General features: G+C 45.4%; 18 protein-coding genes. 8 read left to right on the top strand and 10 right to left on the bottom strand.

Translation table 11 applies throughout. The features are described 5' to 3' along the window. Positions 1–502 precede the first annotated feature (502 nt). Both AC58CZ_RS07290 and AC58CZ_RS07285 read right to left on the bottom strand, forming a co-directional pair. Positions 503–1,558, bottom strand: a complete 1,056-nt coding sequence (locus AC58CZ_RS07290; RefSeq protein WP_494224876.1) for a TRAP transporter substrate-binding protein DctP — start codon at positions 1,556–1,558, stop codon at positions 503–505. 639 nt (positions 1,559–2,197) lie between these two features. Then, positions 2,198–2,980 carry an IclR family transcriptional regulator domain-containing protein gene (locus tag AC58CZ_RS07285; RefSeq protein ID WP_494224877.1) on the bottom strand — a complete coding sequence of 261 codons (783 nt, stop codon included), beginning with the start codon at positions 2,978–2,980 and terminating at the stop codon, positions 2,198–2,200. 39 nt (positions 2,981–3,019) lie between these two features. Here AC58CZ_RS07285 and AC58CZ_RS07280 point away from each other — a divergent pair, with 39 nt between their 5' ends. Then, positions 3,020–4,372: a lyase family protein gene (locus AC58CZ_RS07280; protein WP_494224878.1), complete on the top strand. Its 1,353-nt coding sequence runs from the start codon at positions 3,020–3,022 to the stop codon at positions 4,370–4,372. Between the two features lie 128 nt (positions 4,373–4,500). Further along, positions 4,501–5,547: a TRAP transporter substrate-binding protein DctP gene (locus tag AC58CZ_RS07275; RefSeq protein WP_494224879.1), complete on the top strand. Its 1,047-nt coding sequence runs from the start codon at positions 4,501–4,503 to the stop codon at positions 5,545–5,547. 140 nt (positions 5,548–5,687) lie between these two features. On the opposite strand, the gene AC58CZ_RS07270 is transcribed toward AC58CZ_RS07275, so the two are convergent. After that, the gene (locus AC58CZ_RS07270) at positions 5,688–6,335 is read right to left on the bottom strand and encodes a glutathione S-transferase N-terminal domain-containing protein (RefSeq protein ID WP_494224880.1); all 648 of its coding nucleotides are present in this window, start codon (positions 6,333–6,335) and stop codon (positions 5,688–5,690) included. A 38-nt stretch (positions 6,336–6,373) separates the two neighbouring features. Next, on the bottom strand, positions 6,374–6,538 hold the full coding sequence (locus AC58CZ_RS07265) for a hypothetical protein (protein ID WP_494224881.1): 165 nt from the start codon (positions 6,536–6,538) through the stop codon (positions 6,374–6,376). Positions 6,539–6,920: 382 nt separating this feature from the next. Here AC58CZ_RS07265 and AC58CZ_RS07260 point away from each other — a divergent pair, with 382 nt between their 5' ends. The 4 genes from AC58CZ_RS07260 to AC58CZ_RS07245 are packed head-to-tail and all read left to right on the top strand — an operon-like array spanning position 6,921 to position 11,406. After that, entirely contained in the window at positions 6,921–7,772 is an 852-nt protein-coding gene (locus AC58CZ_RS07260; RefSeq protein ID WP_494224882.1) for a thermostable hemolysin, read from the top strand. A gap of 56 nt (positions 7,773–7,828) precedes the next feature. Next, positions 7,829–9,454 (top strand): AMP-binding protein, encoded by a 1,626-nt coding sequence (locus AC58CZ_RS07255; protein WP_494224883.1) that lies wholly within the window; start codon positions 7,829–7,831, stop codon positions 9,452–9,454. Positions 9,455–9,493: 39 nt separating this feature from the next. Beyond that, positions 9,494–10,513: a TauD/TfdA family dioxygenase gene (locus tag AC58CZ_RS07250; RefSeq protein ID WP_494224884.1), complete on the top strand. Its 1,020-nt coding sequence runs from the start codon at positions 9,494–9,496 to the stop codon at positions 10,511–10,513. A gap of 41 nt (positions 10,514–10,554) precedes the next feature. Then, the gene (locus tag AC58CZ_RS07245; RefSeq protein ID WP_494224885.1) at positions 10,555–11,406 is read left to right on the top strand and encodes an SDR family oxidoreductase; all 852 of its coding nucleotides are present in this window, start codon (positions 10,555–10,557) and stop codon (positions 11,404–11,406) included. Positions 11,407–11,444: 38 nt separating this feature from the next. Here the strand turns inward: AC58CZ_RS07245 and AC58CZ_RS07240 are convergent, their stop codons facing one another. The 5 genes from AC58CZ_RS07240 to AC58CZ_RS07220 all read right to left on the bottom strand — a co-directional run bounded on the left by AC58CZ_RS07240 (position 11,445) and on the right by AC58CZ_RS07220 (position 16,021). Further along, positions 11,445–12,143 (bottom strand): VIT1/CCC1 transporter family protein, encoded by a 699-nt coding sequence (locus AC58CZ_RS07240; protein WP_494224886.1) that lies wholly within the window; start codon positions 12,141–12,143, stop codon positions 11,445–11,447. Positions 12,144–12,221: 78 nt separating this feature from the next. Further along, on the bottom strand, positions 12,222–13,706 hold the full coding sequence (locus AC58CZ_RS07235) for an ATP-binding protein (protein ID WP_494224887.1): 1,485 nt from the start codon (positions 13,704–13,706) through the stop codon (positions 12,222–12,224). Between the two features lie 60 nt (positions 13,707–13,766). Further along, a complete protein-coding gene (locus AC58CZ_RS07230; protein WP_494224888.1) occupies positions 13,767–14,438 on the bottom strand; it encodes a response regulator in 672 nt (223 codons plus the stop codon). 36 nt (positions 14,439–14,474) lie between these two features. Further along, a complete protein-coding gene (locus AC58CZ_RS07225; protein ID WP_494224889.1) occupies positions 14,475–15,077 on the bottom strand; it encodes a cytochrome b/b6 domain-containing protein in 603 nt (200 codons plus the stop codon). A 293-nt stretch (positions 15,078–15,370) separates the two neighbouring features. Next, positions 15,371–16,021: an IS1595 family transposase gene (locus AC58CZ_RS07220; RefSeq protein WP_497413143.1), complete on the bottom strand. Its 651-nt coding sequence runs from the start codon at positions 16,019–16,021 to the stop codon at positions 15,371–15,373. Between the two features lie 146 nt (positions 16,022–16,167). On the opposite strand from AC58CZ_RS07220, the gene AC58CZ_RS07215 reads away from it, so the two are divergent. Next, positions 16,168–18,489 carry a TonB-dependent siderophore receptor gene (locus AC58CZ_RS07215; protein WP_494224890.1) on the top strand — a complete coding sequence of 774 codons (2,322 nt, stop codon included), beginning with the start codon at positions 16,168–16,170 and terminating at the stop codon, positions 18,487–18,489. Positions 18,490–18,700: 211 nt separating this feature from the next. Next, positions 18,701–20,464 (top strand): cyclic peptide export ABC transporter, encoded by a 1,764-nt coding sequence (locus AC58CZ_RS07210; RefSeq protein ID WP_494224891.1) that lies wholly within the window; start codon positions 18,701–18,703, stop codon positions 20,462–20,464. Between the two features lie 235 nt (positions 20,465–20,699). Here AC58CZ_RS07210 and AC58CZ_RS07205 read toward each other — a convergent pair whose 3' ends face one another. Continuing rightward, positions 20,700–22,202, bottom strand: a complete 1,503-nt coding sequence (locus tag AC58CZ_RS07205; protein WP_494224892.1) for a PepSY domain-containing protein — start codon at positions 22,200–22,202, stop codon at positions 20,700–20,702. Positions 22,203–22,358 lie beyond the last annotated feature (156 nt).

Here is a 22,358-nt window from a genome sequence, read left to right as displayed (position 1 = left end):
AAAATCGTGGCTCATAAATATCGCAACCGTCGTCAGCGCTATGATCTTAGAATGAAGCTGTTTGCTGGTATCATTAATTCCGAGCTTAACCTATGACTTTTGCAAGAGGTCTAATAAAAATCATTTTATAAAGAATGGTTTTTAAATCGTGCATAACTATAATATAAATAAAAATAACGCTAACTATAAAATTAAGCTATTTTTTATTTATTATAAAGCGGTTATTCGATGTGATAGAAAATGGCTTTGAATATTGCAGTATGATTTTTATAGCATAATCAATGCTCAATAAAACAGAGACATCATGACAAATATGCTCGATTTAACGGTATTTTTCGTAGCCTCTGGAGACGAAGGCACAGCAAGCAAGAAAAATACCGTTAAATCTCGCTGTATGTTTTTTATAAAGCGTCCACGATAACTTACCTATAACCCAAAAAAGACCCTATTTGGGTCTTTTTTATCATGGTGCGTTAAAAGCTTCGTTAAAAACGGTAATCGGCTAAACTTTACAAGCCGCACTGGCTGCTTGCGCTTTTTCATACACCGTTCTCGCATCCAAGCCTAAAGCGGTGACATCGTTCAGATACTTTTCTGTACCCGCCTCCAGCGGCCCTTTCCACTGCGGGTCGTTTAAGGGATCAGGAATGTCAATCATGGTATCGCCTTTGGCTTTGGCTTCAGCCATATACTTAGCATCTTGAGCATCAAAAACCTTGCCAGCCTCCGCAGCCATGGCTTTGCCTGAATTGTCATCGATGACTTTTTTGAGGTCATCAGGCAGGCTTTCATACTTGTCTTTATTCATGGTGACCATCATGGCCGAGCTGTAGAACGGAATATTGGTATGGGCGTTGGTCAACTCAATCAACCTAAACGGCCCCATCGCATCCCACGTCAGACTCACCCCATCCAACACGCCGCGCTGCAACGAGGTATACAAATCTGGGGCTGGCAGACCGACTGGAGTACCACCTGCCGACTCAATGATATCCCCTGCAATCGCTGATGGTCGACGCATACGTAGACCCTTTAAGTCATCTGGCGTACGAATGGCTTTATCAACGGTGTGCATCCCGCCAGGGCCTGTACCCATCATAAATAATAAATGGGTATCGTCATACTCACTCGATATCACGCCATCGTCGTACAAGGTTTGCAGCATACAGTTCATCTGCGTGGCAGAGCTTGACAGACCAGGGAGTTCGGCAACTTGGGTCAAGGGAAAGCGCCCATTGGTGTAGCCTTGCAGCTGTGTGCCAATATCAATCGTCCCTTTGGCCGTCGCTTCATAAGTGGCGTCAGGTTTGCTCAAGGTGGCAGATGGGTAGATTTCGACTTTTAGGCGACCGTTTGAGCCTTCCTCAATTTTCTTGGCCCAAGGCTCTATCACCTCTGTGTGTGCAGCAGACGTAGCTGGCCATAAGTGTGACAGACGTAAGGTGGTGACCTCTTCATTACTCGCCTCGGCACCTGTCGCAGTCTCATTTGACTGCGAGCACCCCGTCAAACCCATTAACGCCGCCAATGTGATGCTCAGAAGCACTGTCTTTTTCATCATAAAGTCCTTTTTTGATCGTTAAAATAGAGCGAATACACTATAAGAGCGTACCGTGAGATAAAAGAATGTGTCACGTGCTTAGCTGATTGGAGACGCCATAATATTTATCCCAACAGTCAATATAACCATCTCAATTGCTTTGTGAATATGATATTATTTGTTCTTAAAAAGAACTAATGTTCACATTATGAACTTGACTATACTTTTCTTTTATTATGCTGTCAATAATTTGTCTTTATATAAAACCCAATTACTTTAAATAAGTACAATGGTCATTTTGACCTCATTTTTATCTACACAGCTTTGACAGCAAACAAAAAAAGGCTCCCAATGCTTATATACAATCGCATTAGAAGCCTTGATATGATGACAAGTTATGACGGTTTTTATTGACTTATAATATATTGTCTCTTTGGCTAAAAAATTTTATTAATAATACACGCCGACACATTTTGCTTAGGGCGTGTCCTTATTTTGAAAATGGTGATAAAAATGAGATAAATCGAAGACAAACAAGGAAGATAGCACAGGTAGTATCGAGATATTGACCCGCTATTTGACACCGTTATGCAAAGATTTAGCCATTTTTAGCCCATTTAGTGATAAACGTTTGAATGAGGGACACGCCCTAGTCAGCTAGATATAATAGGTTTGAATATTTTCAGCGCAATCACGCAGTATGGGTAAGAACTCTTCGATGAGCACGTCTTTTGACACGCGCATGGCATTGGTACTGATATTAATAGCACCGATCAGCTCGTTGTTTGATTTATAAATGGGTATCGCAAGGGAGCGTAGACCCGTGTCCAGCTCTTGATCGACGATCACATACTGCTCGTCATGCGCCGTCTCTAGCATGGTTTTGAACTGCTCGCGATCCGTGATACTAAATGGCGTATACGCATTTAGCTCGATGTTATTGACGTGGTCGTCACGCTCATCTTGGGGTAGATTGGCCAAGATAGCACGGCCCATAGACGTATAAGCGACAGGCAATCGGGTACCGATAGAGAGCGCGATGGACAACAGACGATGCTTGGCGGCGGAGCGTGCGATATACACTACCTCATTATCATCCAATACGGCAAATGAACAAGATTCTCCCGTTTGTTCAGTCACGCGCTCCAGATAAAACTGCACAATATCATGATGATGGGCACCGCTTAAGTAATTGGATCCAATACTCAACGTCTTGGGAGACAGTTTGAATTGACGCTTGTCTTTATGGACATATCCCAAAGCATGTAGGGTCAATAGATAGCGCCGAGCCTTTGCTCTGTCCATATCCGTACATTCGGCGACCTCGCTCAGTGTCATGGTCGAATGGTTGTCATCAAACGCACGCAGAACGCTTAAGCCGCCTGCAAGCGACGTGACGAAATCTGGACTATCAAAGGGTATTTTCTTGTCTTGTGTCATAAAAATATTTTTTATACTTACCAAAGTTAAGGATTCTAAATGAAAATCAATCAATTAATCAATCAGCCTTTTGTACATCCTGATATCGCTGAGGGGCTATCAGATCGGGCGTTCGTTCAAGCGATGATCGATTTTGAGCTGACCATCTTGGCGCATAGTGAACATAGTCAGCTTATCCCAAAAAACACATTTCAACAATCGAAACAAGCATTAGACATCGAATTGTTCGATATCGAGGCGATTGGTGCGGACACGTATTTGGGCGGCAATGCAGCCATTCCGTTTGTGTCACAAGCAAAATCTTTGCTCCCAGCAGAGGTAAAACCCTTCTTTCATCAGACCCTAACCAGTCAGGATGTGATTGACACCGCCATGATGATGATGCTCAAACCTGTACTTGAGCGCATTCATCACGATTTGCTTGAGGTGCTTGATGCGTGCTCATTGCTTATCAAGGCGCACCGCGCATCACCCATGGCAGGCAGAACCCTGCTACAACAGGCGCTGCCGATTACATTTGGCACCAAGGTATCACAATGGGCGGCTGCACTGATTGCCATCATGCCTCAGTTGTCACAATTGGCGCAGTCAGGGTTTTATGTGCAATGGGGCGGACCTGTTGGGGTCAGTAGTGAGGACAATGAGATTCATGATTTGCCGCAGCACGTGGCCGCCGCGCTTGGGTTGTCAGCGCCCCTGCTCCCGTGGCACACCAATCGACAGCCGATTCATGCCATTGCCTCTAGCTTAGATGCTTGTGCAGGTGCGATAGAAAATATTGTCGATGACATTGCGCTGATGTCGCAATCGGAGCTGGGCGAGTTGGCTGAACCGCCTATCAAAGGCATGGGCGGCTCTTCCTCAATGCCGCATAAGCGTAACCCAGTCCTGTGTGCGCTGATTAAGACCGCCGCCCTTAGAATGCATGGGCACTTGAGCGTGATTAGTAGCACCACCGCCCAGCCATTTGAGCGCGCATTGGGTCAATGGCACGCCAGCTGGGTGCCACTCACTGAAGGCATGGCATTGGTCGCAGGCGGCGTATCGTATCTAAAAACCCTGCTGCAAGGGCTGCGAGTCTATCCTGAGCGTATGGCTGCCAACCTTGATTTAAACAGTGATGCCTATCTTATCAGTCGTTTAGAGCGCCACTTTGCACAGCATAAAGACGACATCTATCCGTTAATACATCAAGCGAGCGATGAGGCGCATAGCAAACACCAAGGGTTTGTCGCCACGTTTCAGACCTTGTTGGCAGAGCATTCTATCGAGCTGAGTGAGGATCATGAGCTGCCCACTATTTTGTCACCGCTTAGCTATTGCGGTGCAGCGCAAAGGCAATGCCAAACGATATTACAGGCCATTGAAAATATAACGTCAGAGCGTCGATAGTAACCTGACAGACAGTAAAGAAGATTGACAGCAGCCTTAAAACAAGATATTTTTATTCACTATACGAACAACAGTTCTTATTTAGAACAAAATATTTTAGAGTACATCATCGAGAAAGGGATTTTATGATGAAAAAGATACTGCCTCTGAGCTTCACCTTCGCCGCTTTAATTGGCTTAGCAGGATGCTCACAGTCAAATGAATCAGCCACGGCAAGCAGCGATGCGGTCACCACCCTGCGCTTCTCGCATTTTTGGCCTGCAACCGCAGCGACCCATACCGAGATCTTTGAGCCTTGGGCGCGCAAAATTGAGGAAGACTCAAACGGTCGCCTAAAAGTTGAAATTTACCCGTCCGCCACCTTGAGCAAACCTGACGCTACTTATGATGCGACGGCCAAAGGCACAGTCGATATCGGCTCACAGCTGCAAGGCTACACCAATGGTCGCTTTCCGCTAACCCAAGTTGCTGAGCTCCCTGGCTTGTCCAACTCTGCCACGCAAATGAACTGTATGCTGCAAACCTTGTACGATGATGGGGTGATATCAAGCGAATATGACGACACCCATTTGTTATTTATGATGGGTACAGGCCCCGGCGGTATGCACACCGTTGATCAAGCCATTCGTACGCCAGATGACTTAAAGGGTTTGCGTATGCGTCGACCGTCAGCGATCGCAGGGGATATCATTGAGTCAGCGGGCGGCACGCCCGTCGGCTTGCCGGCTACCGACATTTATACGTCGCTGCAGCGCGGTGTGTTGGATGGGGTCAGCCTGCCGTGGGATGCGACAGGCTCATTTAGACTGCTGGAGCTGACCAATACCCACACCAATATTCCGTTTTATAGCTCAGCGATCATGGTCACCATGAACAAAGACAAGTACGAGAGTATGCCTGATGACCTCAAAAAAGTCATTGATGACAACTCGGGTAAAGCCATGGCCGCAAGCGCGGGTAAAGTATTCGATGCAGAAGATGCCAAGTATATGGCCGAAGCCGAAGCTAAAGGCGACACCATGACTGACATCCCCGACCCCTTAAACGACCCAGAATGGAAAGGGCCGCTCGAGGCAGGTACGCAAAAATACCTAGATGATGTGGCAGCGCTAGGCCTAGATCCACAAGCGGTATATAAGAAGGCCAAAGCAGCCAGCGCAGCTTGTAAAGTCTAGTCCTTTAAATCACACAAGCCTTTCAATATTTTTATAACGTAGGAGTATACAATGTGTATTCTCCTACGTTCTTTCAAATCTATACTTTACCTACCACTCACCACTCATGTGATCATATAAATAACTTCAAATACCAGATATTAACAAGGAAAAATCACCACCTCATCGCCTTCTTGCCATGGTTCAAATTTAGTCATAACTTGCAAAAATAACGGATGCGCAAGCCAATCTTGTAACCACTGCTGCAATTTAGGGTATGGCAAACCATAAAACACCTCACGATCAACATGCGCAAATTGACGAACAAACGGCATGATACCAATATCCGCTGTGGTCACACTGTCTCCTAATAGATAGACATTTTTTGTCAATAGCGTCTCCAATACCTGCAAAAACACCTCGCCGCGCTGTCGATACTCGCTCTGCGTCATCTCAGGATACCGATCTGCATATTTGTATCGATCTAGCCAATATTTAAACTCATTGTCATTTTGTGCAATCAAGTCATTTGCTTGCGGTAATGTATTTTTATCAAGTAATCCGTGTGGGTCATTCTGCGCAAGTGCCCACATCATAATCTCGTCACTTTCTTCAATGACGGTCCCATCCGCCAACTGTAAAACGGGTACTGTCCCTTTTGGGCTAATCGCTAGCATTTGCTCTGGTTTATTCTTCAGCGTAACCTCCCGCAGCGCTACAGACTGCTCGGCAAATAAAAGACTGAGACGGGCACGCATGGCATAGGGACAGCGGCGAAAAGAATACAATCGATGGCGCGGTGAAATCATAGTTGTCTTCCACAATTGAATAAAAACTAAATAGCATATCAATAAGAACCAGTAGGCTCAAACACACTGATATGGTTTTTATTAGGGAGTAGGTAAATATTATTAGGCGCGATGAGATTCACACCGGTTTCACTCTCGATGTTGACGGCGTTTGCAGCACCTAAATTCTTGTTTGACTGATAAATAAACACCAAAAAACTCAAAATATAATCACAGTCAAAGTTATTATAATGGCAATTTATTGTTGGCTAAAAACCACTAACACCTATTGTAAATATCATTTTTTTGAATTTATACTGGACTATTTTCTATAGTATAAGGACTGATACGTGCAGTTTTTGAGGATGATAAGTCAGCAGTTGAGTCGGTTTACGGCTTTAGGGCGAATCATGTCCGTGATTACTGCACATGAATGTTAGAGGTTAAATACTGGGCTAAATACTCGTTTCTAACTATATCGACTGCTAACTAACTGTATCGCCTGTTAAAGACGATACTATCTTAAGGTTCAGTTAAGGTTGCTCCTTTATGATGCTTTCATGATGTTAATCGTGCTAAAAGCTTTTAACCATTTGGAGACAGCTGATGTCATTATCTATTGATAGCACTCATACCTTACAGAATGTTCTAAATACGACCTTTTATATTGAAGCGGTTAAGCCAATGTCAATATTGGAAGTGCAAGGCATACCCCCCTCCCTCTATATTCGTGCCAGTACGCAAATGCCAATAGCGACATCGCCTACTTCCTATGCTCAAAATCAAGATGCCCAAGCATTTATCAAACGCATATATGCGTATATCCATCACGCCCGATTAAGCTACTTTATGCCCATTTTGTTTTCAGGTTTTGCCGATATGCCATCCTATGGCGATTGGTTATCCACTGATGATAATACTTTGCCTACATTTAAAGGCACGAACGTTGCTATCGGTCTAAAGCCTATCTGTGAAGATAAGATATTTTTAGAGCAGTATCTGAACACGCCGATACAACATGAGATCAGCAGAGTGGCAGGCGAGCCAGTCAGTCGCCAGCGCATTTTTGAGATTGGCAATTTGGCATCAGGTTGTGCGGGTAGCGCGCGGCTTATGATCGCATTTTTGGTGTTTTATTTATCCACCCCCACCCTGAATTCTAAGACTCATGAATACCAAACCAAAGCAGACTGGGTCGTGTGTACTGGCACCGATGCGGTACGGCATATATTGGCACATATGGGCATTCGCAGTCATGTCATTGCCAAGGCCACGGCAGAAGCGCTAGAAGACCCTGAGCAAGTATCCTCATGGGGCCATTACTATCAGCACAATCCCTTGGTCGTCGCTATCAATGTGGCCGATGCTAAGCGGGTATGCGGCCCACATTATCGCTATACCGAAACGTTAGAGATGAATGCTACCACGCGTTTGACGCTAAATAAGATAGCCGTTTAATACGCATGCATTAGCCAACCAATAACACTGCACCACCACAAGACAGTGAGAATACTATGACCCCCATTTATACCGCGATATGTCAGCATGCCCGCCAAACTCCCAAGCAGGTGGCGATACAAACGATAGCTGACCATAACACGACCAGTCTGACCTATGGCCAGCTACAACGCACGCTATCCGCGCTTCATCAAACATTAGAAACATGGCAAGGCAAGCGTGTCGCCTTATATGCGCATAACGATATAGATTGGATCATACTCGATTTGGCATTGAGTACCGTCGGCGCGGTCGTTGTGCCCATCCCCTTATTTTTTAGTGCCGCGCAAATTGCGCACTTACTACAAGATGCGCAGATAGAGATGGTATACGTTGGCGCTGGTTTACAGCTGCCAACCATAGACAATACGGATAACTGGATAATTGCTGATACACCAGAGACAAAAACCATCAAGTCTGAGCAGGCGACTCCTATCACAGGCCTTTTTTATCAACTTGCTGACACGGTCATTGAACCTAACCTTACCGCTCAAAACTCCTCTACTGCCAGCGATTTTTGCAAAGTGACTTACACCTCAGGCAGTACGGGCATGCCAAAAGGCGTGTGTTTGGGTCAAGAGACATTGATGCGTATTGTCGAGTCGTTATCGGGTGCGCTCGCTGATACCTTGACAGATGACGCTACTCACGCGCCAAAAGTGAGCAATGCCACAAGCAATTTTAGTCATTTAAGCGTCTTGCCTTTTGCCACTTTATTAGAGAATGTGGCAGGTATTTACGTGAGTCTATATATGGGGCGCACCTTAGTGACAGGGCACATTGATCAATTTGGTTTGTTATCCAATCAAGCATTTGATGCCAAGCGCTTGATGACAACGGTACAAACATACGATATCGCCAGCGTTATTTTATTACCGCAAATGCTAAAAGCCATTTGTGAGCACATAGCAGACAAGGGAGCAACCAAATCCAGCGCCAATGCTGCTGTGCCATCATTAAAGTTTATGGCAGTCGGCGGCGGCAAAGTCTCCCCTCAATTACTACAAGACGCCAGTGCCTTAAGCTTGCCTGTTTATGAAGGCTATGGTTTGTCTGAATGCGGCTCGGTAGTCAGTCTCAATACGCCAAAAGCAAAGCGCGAAGGCAGTGTGGGCAAACCTATGCCTCACGCCTCGGTCAGCATCGCAGATAGTGGCGAAGTAATGGTTAAGGGCAATGCGATGCAAGGCTACTTAAACCATGATAATAGTAAGGATGACAATGGCATCATTGCCACAGGGGATATCGGTCATTTAGATGACGACGGCTATTTATACATCACGGGTCGACGCAAAAACGTGCTCATCAGTAGTTTTGGCCGTAATATCTCGCCTGAATGGGTAGAAGCGCAGCTCTCAACGCAGCCCATTATTTATCAGGTCGCGGTACTCGGAGATAATGAGCCGCATTTGTCTGCGGTGATAGTCGCCAACCCCAACATGGTCGCAACGAGCAATGATCCACAATCTGCGATTGCGCAAGCGATAGATGTCGTTAACCAAACCTTGCCCGACTATGCGCGTATCCAACAGTGGCATCTCGCCGAGCACCCTTTTAGTACGGACAATGAATTATTAACCGATAACGGTAAACTGCGACGCGCGCACATTTTTACCGCTTATCAATCGGCACTCGGCTTATAACGGACGCTTTTACCAGCAGTACAACAATAGGACCATATTATGCAAACCACTCTGATGCCAAATGATTTGATAGAAAACGACCTGATACAAAGCAACTTGATAAAAAGCGACGTTATCGAACTTGACACTTTTGAGGCACCAACCTCCCACGCGTCTGCTAGTGTATACCTACCTAAAACCGCTGATATTTTAATGGAGTTGCAAACCCATGGTTGGACGTTACTTCGAGGCTATCACTACGATGTAGAGACGTTTAGCCAGTTGATGAGTCAACTTTGTCAAACCTTGACCTACGATCCCGCCCGCCAAAACATCACTTCTGAAGCGCAAAAGGTGGATGCAGGTACGCATGCTATTGGACTACATATCGAAAATGGCAATACGCCGATGCCGCCTGACGTCATTGCTTTTTTTAGTGAGTTGAGCGCCAAAAAAGGCTCACAAACAACGATATGTGATGGGCATGCGGTGTATCAAGCGCTATCACCTGAGCTAAAAGCTACCTTTAGTCAGCCGATGCGTATCAGTCGCTATTTGCCTCAGGCCATTTGGCAAAATTATGTGGCGACTGCGACCGGCAGAGCAAACGCCGATCAAATAAGCTTGGATGATTTAGAGACATTTATCACGGCGACGACGAGCAAGACGTTAACGCATCACGTAGAACCTCAGACAGACGGCGGCGTTCGGTACGTATTACAGATACCTGCAATTCGAGAAGACAACGTAAGCGGTCAACTGGCCTTTGCCAATACCTTACTTGGGCCCTCATTTAACTATGAAAAACCTGAGTTCACCCTAGCAAACGGTCAACACGTTGATGATGCGCTCCTAGATGAGCTGACTCAGCTTTGTGAAAAATACACTCAAGACATTGCGTGGCAAAATGGCGATGTGGTGATACTCGACAACAAACGCATCATGCATGGTCGTCGACAAATTGATGTGCCTTTAACAGAGCGTAAGCTGTATATTGCGATGGGGCTTGGCATTAGGCATGGCATGAATCACTCAAACGATGAGCAACAGCACATCTCACCACAATCCGCGCTTCAATAGTCCGTGCTCTAACAATCAATGTTCAACAAGGATGCGATATCATGACACCAGCTAATGGCCAATCAGACCTAGTACAAGCTACGCTCAATTACACCATGCTAATCGGTGCCACGGGTGGTATCGGGCAGGAGATCGCACGGCAATTATGTGCCAATAATCAGCCTGTCATTTTGGTCGGGCGTAACAACCAGACCTTGACTCATTTGTTAGATGAGTTGACCAAAGACTATCCTGATGTCCCACTTGTGTCTCATACGTGTGATTTAAGCTCGCAGATATCGCAATCGCTACTGGTAGAGGGACTGGGGGAAATGACACAAGGCCATGGAAACGTCATTGATACGGTCATACTCAACGCAGGTATCAATGATTTTGCTTTGCTCACGGATCAAAATGATGACACGATTGAACAGATGATGCTCGTCAATGTGGCGTATCCACTACAGCTTATAAAAAGACTGCTACCTATCTTGATAGCGCAGCCTAGCCCGAGCCAAATTATCAGCGTTGGCTCAACCTTTGGCAGTATTGGCTACCCAGGTTTTAGTGCTTATAGTGCGAGCAAGTTTGCCTTACGCGGCGCAAGTGAAGCGTTAGGCCGCGAGTATGCCGATACCTCAGTGAGGTTTCGATATTTTGCGCCCAGAGCCACCAAAACCATCATGAATAAAGACGCAGTCGTCGCTATGAACGAGGCATTGAAAGTAAAAATGGACTCGCCTGAGACCGTCGCAAAGGCACTGATTCACTTTACATCAACCAAACAAGCGCAGCAGCATTTGGGGTTTCCCGAACGTTTTTTTGCATGGCTCAATCGATTGTTTCCCAACATCATTGGCAACGCCATTGTCAAAGACCTGCCCACCATCAAACAGTATGCTAGAAGATCATGATAATCAGTTAGGCAATCTTAGAATGAGTGAATGTACATTTAAACTGCCACGCCAAATAAGCGACCAATTAACGAGGTTGCCACCATGGCAAGCACGCCCCAAACCACGACTCTGGTAGTCGCAGGGATCACAGGTGCACCGCCTAGACGAGCAGAGATGATTCCAAGTAGCATCAAGCCCACTATCGTCAAAGATGACAATGACCAGACCAGTGTTTCCGCTGGTAACAGTAATATCCCAATAATCGGTAGTATCGCCCCCGCTATAAATGATAGTCCCGAAGCCACTGACGCATGAATGGGCTTTGCTTCACTAATATCCGTCAGGCCAATCTCATCACGGGCATGGGCTTCTAACGCATTGTGCTCAGTCAAGCTCACGGCCACTTGATGCGCCAAATCATGCTCAAGTCCACGCGCCTCATAAATTTTGGTGAGCTCAAGCAGCTCACGCTCAGCATTGTGCCTCAGCTCATGTCGCTCTTTATCGAGATCCGCCTTTTCGGTATCCGCCTGTGATGAGACCGAGATATACTCGCCAGCCGCCATTGATAATGCACCTGCGGTCAGCGCCGCCATACCTGTCAGCAGCAATGTCTGACTGCTTGTACTGGCAGCAGCCACCCCAACCAATAGACTGGCGGTCGAAATCAGCCCATCGTTCGCCCCCAGCACTGCTGCCCTCAACCAATGATTGCGATTGCTCAAATGTGCTTCGTCATGAATAGAATGATGCATAAAATCCTCAAAAGGTAGAGACGCGACTGGGTATGCCCTAGTGTAACTGATACAGATTAAGACAGTATGCTTTATGTCTTATAACGGTTTTGAGAGTGCGTTCTTACTGCTGACCGTTACGATAAAGCCTGTTTCTGGTTGAGGGCGGTTGGCAAATGCTAAGGTAAGATTGTGCAGATCGGCAATTCGATTGGCAATTGATAGCCCCAGCCCACTACCTATTTGGGTTTGACCGGCTGGACGATAGAAGCGCTCGCTTAGCCGCGCTAGCTGCTTTGGGTCGACGCCCAAGCCATTATCCACCACTTTGATGCTATCAATATCCAACTGCAGTTCAATCTGGCAGCCCTCTGGGCAATAACGAATGGCATTGTCTAGTAGGTTACGGATTAATAGTTTAAACAACACTGGATTGATAAGAATGGGTAAAATATCGGCAGGATTATCGCAGTGTACCGTGCGTCTTAATTGGATGTGTTTTTCTCGAGCCAAGCGGTTGACATCACTCAGCACAGTATCGGTGAGCATCAGCCAGTCTGGACGTTCTAATTGCTCAAAAGGCAACTGCTGTTGCGGCTCTATTTTGGCTAACACCAATAACTGATCGACCAAATGGGTGGCGCGCTCAATACCATCGCTGATTTTTTGCGTGTGATAAAACAGCTGACTGTCGTTTTCTATACTAGACAGCTGTAATAGCTGCTGCTGCAAAAGATCGGCTTGTAGTTTGAGCGCAGCCAGTGGGCTACGCAGCTCATGAGAGGCATCAGCGGTAAAGCGCTGCTCCCGTGCTAGAGTGTCTGCCACTTTCACAAACAACACGTTTAACGCGGTCACTAAAGGCTGAACCTCTTGTGGGACGTCTGCTGTAATCGGACGATCGTCTTGCGGCTTGCGCTGTTCTACCTCAGAACTAATCTGACTTAATGGCATCAGTCCGTGTCGTATCAATCCGATAGTCAAGATCATTAAGGAAAGCAGCCCAATTAACATCGGCAGTACTTGCACAGACATCGCTTCAACAATCATTTCTCGGCGAGAGGCAAGGCTTTGACCAATGGCAATCACACGCTCCTCACCCATATCATCGCTACGATAGTCATCATGCGCATAAAACAACCGCCAGCGTTTACTAAAAGGGTTTAGACGCTGATAAATAGCGTTGTCCTCTTCTACAAAACCGCGCTGATCTGGCAAAAAAGAAAACGACTGCCCGTTTTCATCAGCCGCTAAGAGATTCCCTTCTTTATCCCAAATGGCAAAACCCATGTAATCGTCTTCTGCATCACCCAGATCACCTGACAGCGCCTTACTTTTTAAATTATATATTTTGGCGACGGGTTTTCCATTGTGCTCTGTCTCGTTATTATTGTCGCGGTCACTTTGCTCATCGTCATTGGCGGATATGCCCATCAAATAACGAACCACTTGGGTGATTTGCGTGTCATTCATCTCATTGATTTCGTGCCACAACCGCCAAGCAATAAAGCTCGATGTGACAAGCCACAGCAAAGGCAGACCAATGAGTAAGGAGATGAACAGTCGCTGCTGGATACTTTTCATAAGCTCATAGGTTGCTCATATATGGTTTGTATATTGAAAGCCAAATTGAATATAAACATATTAATGATTATGGGCTGGATTGAGATAGTAGCCGATGCCGCGTTTGGTTAAAATAAAGTCATTGCCCAGCTTTTTGCGTAAATGATGGATATGTACTTCAATCGCATTGCTCTCAATATCCTGTTGCCAGCCATAGAGCTTGTCCTCTAAGCTTGCGCGGCTGTGAATCTGTTTGGGATGGGTCAGCATTTGCTCTAGTATCGCCACTTCTTTGATGGTGAGCTCAACGACTTGGCCTTGATAAGAGACTCGGTGATTGTGCGGCCAATAAGCGACGTCACCATAACCAATCTCAGGCTGGCTACGTCCTTGACTGCGCCGTATCAACGCTTGCAGGCGGGCAACCACTTCGTCTAGTGCAAATGGCTTGACCAGATAATCATCGGCGCCCGCATTGAGTCCAGCCACGCGGTTGGCAATGGCATCACGGGCGGTAATGATCAGCACAGGCGTGTCTAGCTGTTTGTAGCGCCAATTTTGTAGCACCGTCATGCCATCCCCTCTTGGCAAGGTCAAATCAAGTAGCACCGCGTCAAACATACCCTCTTGCAGTGCCATCTCACCTTGCTTGGCATCACTAAACCAATCGACCATCATACCGTGACTTTTGAGTCCAACAACGAGACCATCAGCGATATTGCTATCATCTTCTATTAATAGTATGCGTGCCATGACTGTCCTATTACGTTATGTACTCTATTGTCTTTTTTATTGTGGGCGACGCGGTGTCACCGTTTTATTACCCGTTATCATCGACTTGATCAGGTTTTGCCGCTCCCAATAGCTCATGGCAATCGCAGAGATAATATGCACCGGCACCAGTAAGTATAAACTATTGGCCAGTATCTCATGAACTTCTTCAAGGACATCTTTACTGGCAAAAATGTTGGCTTCCATCAGATAGCCACTAATACCCAAGCCAATAATCACCGCCCATAACGCAAACATCATCAGGGCAGCCAGTGGATTATGACCCAAATGCTGCTCGTCTGTGTGGCGAATACTCAAATCAGATAGGTGGCGTTTGATACGAGACGGCGTGGGGAAAAAGTCACTGAAACGTGCATAACGCGTCCCTACCAAGCCCCAAAGTAGACGGATAACCACTAGCCCCACCACGGTATAACCGACATATTGATGCAGCTCACTGCCTTCTTCGGTAAACAGCAAATTGGCAGTGATACCAGCCGCGACGGCCCAGTGAGTCACTCTGACCAACATATCCCAAACTCGTACTTGTCGAGTTTTAGGAGTATTTGATAAAGACATATCAGGCTCGTGCGCCGGATTGCTTGTGCTATGTTGGGTCATGACCGTCACTCCTTTAATGGTTCGTTTGTTTTTTACGACGTGATTGCTAAATATCGAATCTAGGCGAGATACCGCTAGTAGACTCGCCATCACATCGTCTGCTCTACCGCTATTACAACAAACAAACCTTAAGAGGAGCTTAGGAAACTAAGAATTCGAACTTTAAAGTAGTGAGTAATCTACCTGACATTTATAGATAATTAAAAGTACATTTCAAAACAAGAAATTGAGCAGGCAAGACCACTATTGGCAATATAAATAATACATTTAAAATTTGGGGCTGTCCTAGATAACTAGTTCAAACCCTGTTTAACCCATTGTTTTAATTGTAGTAATTGCGACTTTGGGTCACTGTGATTAAAACGCCACTCACATTCCTTTAAATAGAGGTGAAAATGCTCTTTTGGAACTCCGTTAAACTTACGTAGATGCCGTTTAGCTTGGTTCCAGAAGTTCTCTATACCATTAATGTGATTCTTGTCATTAACAAAGGTTTTGGAGTGGTTGATACGATAATGAGTAAACTCACTGACATCTAGTGCGTTATAGCTTTTAAATGAGTCAGTATAAACAATGCTATCAGGCTTCACTTTTTCTCTTATGATGGGGATCAAAGTATCTGCTTTAGCATTGGGTATAATACAAGCGTAGACCTTGCCATTACGCTTTAATAGACCAAACACGGGCACTTTGCTACTAGCACCTCGCCCTCGCTTGCCTTTACGGGTTCCACCAAAGTATGATTCGTCTACTTCGATTTCGCCTTCAAATAGACCAGGGTCTTGACTATTCTCGTAAATAAGCACTCGTAGCCTATGAAAGTAATAACTGGCTGTCGTTTTATTAACACCAATTAGGCTTGCTGTTGTTCTGGCGGTAGAACCGGCAACAAATAACTCGATGAGTCTGTTTTGTTTATACCAACTTAGTTTACTCTTTCTCATAGTGCTATCCTAAATAATTTTACTTATCTAGGACAGCCCCTAAAATTTTAACCTGAAAATATATTTAGCATTAGTTCCGCAATAATATTGATAATGAAAATTATTATCAATATAATAACGATTTAAATTACATGCTGGAAATATTCATGCAACTGTCTCGCTTATCTGCTGCGTTATTTAATCTTTCGAATGTATCTGGTTCTTCTCTACGATTAGCACCTATACCTTCGAGATTGGTATCGACTAAATCCCTCTCTTTAAAGACACTATGCTCAACCTGTCTATCTACTTCTGTCATCGTATTAACAACGAGTCAATCGGCATGGGCACAGGCAGATGATGTAGATGCTCAAACCACTCCTAATGTGGTACTTGATACTATCGTCGTCACTAGTAGCGCTGATGCTTCAGCGGATGGATTACCAGATGCTTATGAAGGTGGCCAAGTTGCAACCGGTAGCCACGTCGGAATCTTGGGTAACCAAGACATCATGGATACGCCGTTCTCTACCACCTCATACACCAATGAATATATCACCAATCAGCAAGCCCAAAGTGTAGGCGATCTACTCAAAAAGGATCCTACTGTTCGCGTGGCAAGGGGTTTTGGTAACTTTCAAGAAGCCTACTTTATGCGCGGTTTCATCACCACATCAGATGATACGATGTTTAATGGCTTATACGGTATTTTGCCCCGACAGTATATCGCCACCGAATTATTCGAGCGTGTTGAAGTCCAGCGCGGCGCTTCTGCCATGCTAAATGGTGCCGCACCTAGTGGCGGCAATGCTGGTGGTACGATTAACCTATTACCGAAACGTGCTAGTAATGAGCCACTACGTGAAGTGACGCTTGGTTATGGTCAAGGTGACCAAGGTAAGGTCGCGGTAGATGTCAGTGATCGCTTTGGTAGCGATGATGCTATTGGTGTTCGTTTTAATGCTGCTTATCAAGATGGTGACAGTGCTATCGATGATGAGTCGTCGACCTTGGGTCTGGCTGCCCTTGGTTTGGACTATAGAGGGGATCAGTATCGCCTATCAGCAGATTTAGGCTGGCAAGACAATAAGCTGTCAGAGACTCGTCCTAGTGTCAATCTTGGTGGGGTGTCTAGTGTACCAAATGCGCCAGACGGCTCAAAAAATTGGGCGCAGCCTTGGACCTACTCAGATGAAAAGGATGTCTTTGGTACGATTCGAGGAGAATATGACTTTAATGACAATATCACCGCTTATGGTGCTTACGGTGTGCGAAGTGGCGAGGAAGAAAACTCACTAGCCACGTTAACTGTCAACAACGTTGATGGTGCGGGTACAGTTTATCGCTTTGACAATACTCGAGAAGATAAAGTACAAAGCGCCGAGCTCGGTCTACGTGGTAAATTACAAACCGGTGAAGTGGCTCATAGCTTAGTGTTGGCCGCAAACCTCTATGATCAAGAAGAAAAAGGCGCTTACGCTTTTGATTTTGGTAACCAACTCGCAACCAATTTTTATCGCCCTACCGACTACACGGAAGTCCCTTTTACAAGTACAACTACGTTTGGCGGCAACTTAGACGATCCAAAATTAACCAATGAAAAGCAACTCCAAAGCTTTGCGCTAGCAGACACCATATCACTGTTCGACGATAAGCTAAAAACCACCTTGGGCGTGCGTCATCAAAATATAAAAACTACCAGCTATGATGCCAACACGCAGGCAGAAACGGCTCATTACGATAAGAGTGAGTGGACCCCAAGTATCGGTATTGTTTATCAACCGAACATGGACTGGTCTGTGTATGGTAATTATATCGAAAGTCTAGCACCAGGTAAAAGAGCGCCTCTAACTAACGATAATGACGCTGTCACTAATGGTGGTCAAAATCTAGATCCGTACGTGAGTGAGCAAACTGAACTGGGTGTGAAATACGACAATGGCATGATTGGCAGTAGTCTCGCTGTCTTCCGAACTGATGAACCACGTGCTTATATCAATAACTCAAATACGTTTACTGCGGCTGGAGAAAACCGCCATCAAGGTGTGGAGTTGACTGTCTTTGGGAGCCCAAGTGAAAACATGCGCCTCAATGCTGGTGTTACTTACTTAAGTGCTGAGCAAAAAGACACTGGTGATAGTGCGTTAGATGGCAATCGAGTGATTGGTGTGCCTACCTTACAGAGCAATGTCAACCTAGAGTATGATTTAGCCGCAGTTGAAGGACTGACATTAACGGGCGATATTATCCACACAGGCTCTCGTTATTCGGATAATGCCAATACCTTAAAGGTTGATGGTTATACGACCTTAGACCTTGGTGCACGCTATCGCACTATGCTAGCAGGACAAGACGTTACTCTAAAAGGCGTGGTAACCAATGTCACGGGTGAAGATTATTGGCAGTCAGTAGGCGGTTATGCAGATTCAGGCTATCTAAATGCAGGTGAGCCAACGGCCTTAAAAGTGTCAGCCACATTCAATTTTTAACATATATCAGCTATAGTTGATTCAATTTAAAAGTAGTACAAGGCAGCCCAGTGCAGATGTATATGTGATACTTGAAGCGAGGTTAACGCTGTAATTCTTTTATAGAGAATTGACTATAAAACGTACTTATCTAACTAACTTCAGTAAAAGGGATTAGGTGTGACCTATTCCCTTTTATGCCATCAAACATCCATACTATTACTGAGTCACTATGTCCTCTCGTGCCAGCGTTTCTCTACATCATATGATTTGGGCACAGTATCGTCTGCCCTTTCTAAAAGTCATTTTACTCAACTTAATCAATGCTGCCGTCAGTGTGGGTATCATTGCTTATATCAATCAAACATTTATCAGTCAGCCTGTGTTCAGTACCTTATCGTGGTCGAGCTTAGGGCAGTTTGCTCTGCTCGTGCTGCTGTTGCTGGTGACTACCTTTGTATCGCAATATGCACTCACCCGTTTGGGGCACAAGTTTGTCTATGAGCTCAGAACCAAGCTGGTCAAACAAATCATCGATACCACCGTTCCTCAGATAGATCATTTGGGTAGTGCGCGGTTACTTGCCAGTCTATCCTCAGATATTCAGTCTATTACCGTCGCCTTTGTTCGGATGCCGGAGTTGGTGCAAGGCGTTATCCTCTCTGTTGGTGTGGGGTTATATCTGGGCTGGCTGTCGCTACCATTACTGCTGATTGTTATGTTTTGGATTGCGATGACGATTTGGATAAGCACCCTATTGGTCAAGCATGTCTATACACATTTGACAAAGTTGAGAGAGATTAATGACGTCTTATATCAGGATTATCAATCGATTATAGAAGGTCGTAAAGAGCTGGCACTTAACCAACACCGAGCAGAAAAACTGTATACGGATGATTTTTTGGCCCATGCTAAATCCTATGAAAAGACTGTCACCAAGTCTGATACTTTTCATTTATCAGCGGTGAACTGGTCAAATATTATGATGTTTGCATCGATTGGGGTGATATTTGCCATATCAAATTATCTCGGCATCTCGATGGGCATCGCCACCACTTTTTCTTTAACGATTCTATTTATGCAGTCGCCGCTGCTCCATGCTGTCGGTGCTTACCCAACACTACAGACGGCTCAAGTCGCCCTAGACAAAATACAGTCGCTAGAACTGGCGGAGTACCAACCTTTATTTAGAACGGACAACACCAGCAAACACTGGCAAACGATCTCGCTAACTGACGTTAACTATCGCTACAATACTTCGAATAACAGCGTTTCGAATACCAGTGATAATAACAATGCTAGTAATAGCAATGATACTGATGCTCAGACATTAATAACTAAAGACAGCGATCACTCTGGTAATATTTTAAAAGACGTTAATCTAACGCTACAACGAGGCGATGTGGTGTTTCTGATCGGGGCGAATGGTAGCGGCAAATCGACACTTGCCAAGATTATTACAGGCATTTTCACCCCTACCACAGGTGCGGTAACCATCGACAAACAGCCCGTTGATTCACAGAATAATGCCGATTATAGACAGCTGTATTCTGCCATTTTTAGCGATCAGCATATTTTTAAGCAATTGATTGGCAAACAAGGACGGCAGCCAGACGAAGCACTGGTCAATGCGTGGCTGCATAAATTGGACTTGCAAGATAAAATAAGTGTGGCTGACAACCAGCTGTCTACCGATAAGCTATCGCAAGGGCAACGCAAACGCTTGGCCATGCTGATCGCGGTCGCTGAACAAAAAGACATCTTGCTACTTGATGAATGGGCCGCTGACCAAGATCCTGCGTTTCGCCGCGTGTTCTATCAGACCCTGATACCTGAACTAAAAGCGCTGGGGAAAACGCTGTTTATTATCAGTCATGATGATGGTTACTTTGAGCATGCAGATCGACTGTTACTCATGAAACAAGGCCGCCTCATTGAATTAAATGCTGAAGAGCGACAGCGTGCGAGTAAAGATGCCATTGCCATGTTGGCGTAAGTGTTCGCTTAGTAAAAAGTCAATCACGGATAATAGGGCGTGTCTTCATTTTAAAAATGGTAATAAAAATGAGATAAATTGCCGTCAAACAAGGAAAATAGTGTCGATAATATCGAGATATTAACCAGCTATTTGACGCGGTTTGGCAAAATTTAGCCATTTTTAGCCCATTTAGATGATCATCGATTGAATTGAAGACATGCCCTAAATAAGAATAACTTTTTGCACCATTTATTTATTGTAATAATCTCTGCAAAAACCCAACACGAGAAATCACTAAAAAGTCCAATAACGCAATAATCACAATCGCAATAATGGCAGTTGGGAATATGATAGCCACTGCCAATAAAGGAATAGCGAGCGGCCACCAAACGGTAAAACGCTGCCCACGCGCTGGCGGGTTGAGGCCGCGATACTCACTAGCATGACGCGGGCGACGCTGCCACCACATGACATAGCCACTCACACACATAGCAATCACCGATAGACAAAACAGCACATTGGCCAGTAAGCTCCACCAGCCGAGCGTGCCCATATGCAGTGCGAGACCTGCCGCCATAAACTTACCAAAAGCATTGTAATCATCATAGCGTATATCCGCCAAGATATTGCCCGAATAGCGGTCGATATGTACCGTGCGATCAGCCGTTGGGCTCTTCATATCGTAGCTCATGGAGTCTTGGCTAATCGTCCAGACGCCAGTACTGCCTTGGGGCAGATTTAATTGATAACGCCCGTTAAACCCAATTTCACGAGCAAATCGATCTACGGTATCAATCATAATGGGTATATTAGGCGCAATACCATCCTTCCCCATGGTCGTGCCAGATACGGGCATCGGTGTCAGCTCAAGCACCCAAGGTACTTCTTTGGCTGTACCCGAGTTCAAGACACTGCCATGCGTAGGCACGACAGCAGGCGTCGATCCATGAACATGGGGCGCAGCATCGGCGTTGTCCATATCCATACCAGCGTGATGCTGACTGTGGTCGATAGAGACAGGCACTGGTGCCACGCCCCATTTCCCTGCAGGAAACTGACTCCATGCTTGCACGACTCTCTCGCCCCATACACCTGCCCACGCCATTCCTGATATACAAAAAAACAGCAGTAACACAGATATCCAGCTACCGAGCGTGGCATGAATAATACGGATAAATGAGCGTTTTTTCTTATTAGGCGCAGTGTCATTAGGAATAAGCATGGCTTTGATGGATTTGCGTTTTTGCCACCATAGATACCAGCCCGACAATATCAGCAAAATCGTTAATGCAGCAGCCGTCTCTAACAGATAATCACCAACTTTACCAATCAGCAAATCACTATGGATACTGTCAAAGGTATAGTACAGATTGCTATTGGCAGGACGACTAGCAACGATGTCGGCTGTGTAAGGGTTCACTGCCACCATATTATCGTGATCTGCTGACTTGATCTGAAACAAGGCAACCGTATCCGTATCACGCGGTGCAATATATTTTATCAGTGTACTGTCAGGTAGCGTGCTTAGCGCGTTTTTTGCTTGCGCCGCGACGGGAGCCTGAACTGTCGATTCTGAAATAGCGACGGTTAAACGGTCATTATCACGGCCTGCGGTATTGGACATAAACAGCATACCAAGTGCGCTACACGCTAGGATAATTAAAAAAGGCGCGACAAACATCCCTGCATAAAAATGCCAACGCCATACCGTAAAATAGCGTTGGTTATTGGTAGATTGGTTGGAGGGTGTGTCCATAAATGTGACCTTAAACAATCTTTGGTTGCTCAATGAACAACGTAAACCTATCGATAATAATGGTATATCTGCTTACAAGACCAATTTTAAAGAGTCTCGAAGCGAGCTAGAATAAAGCCGTACAGTGACGTCGATACAGCGATGTAAAAATTCTAC

It is taken from the genome of Psychrobacter sp. CR212, assembly GCF_059693765.1.
Note: the sequence above shows the minus strand (reverse complement) of the source record. Positions and strands in the feature narration are given on the sequence as shown.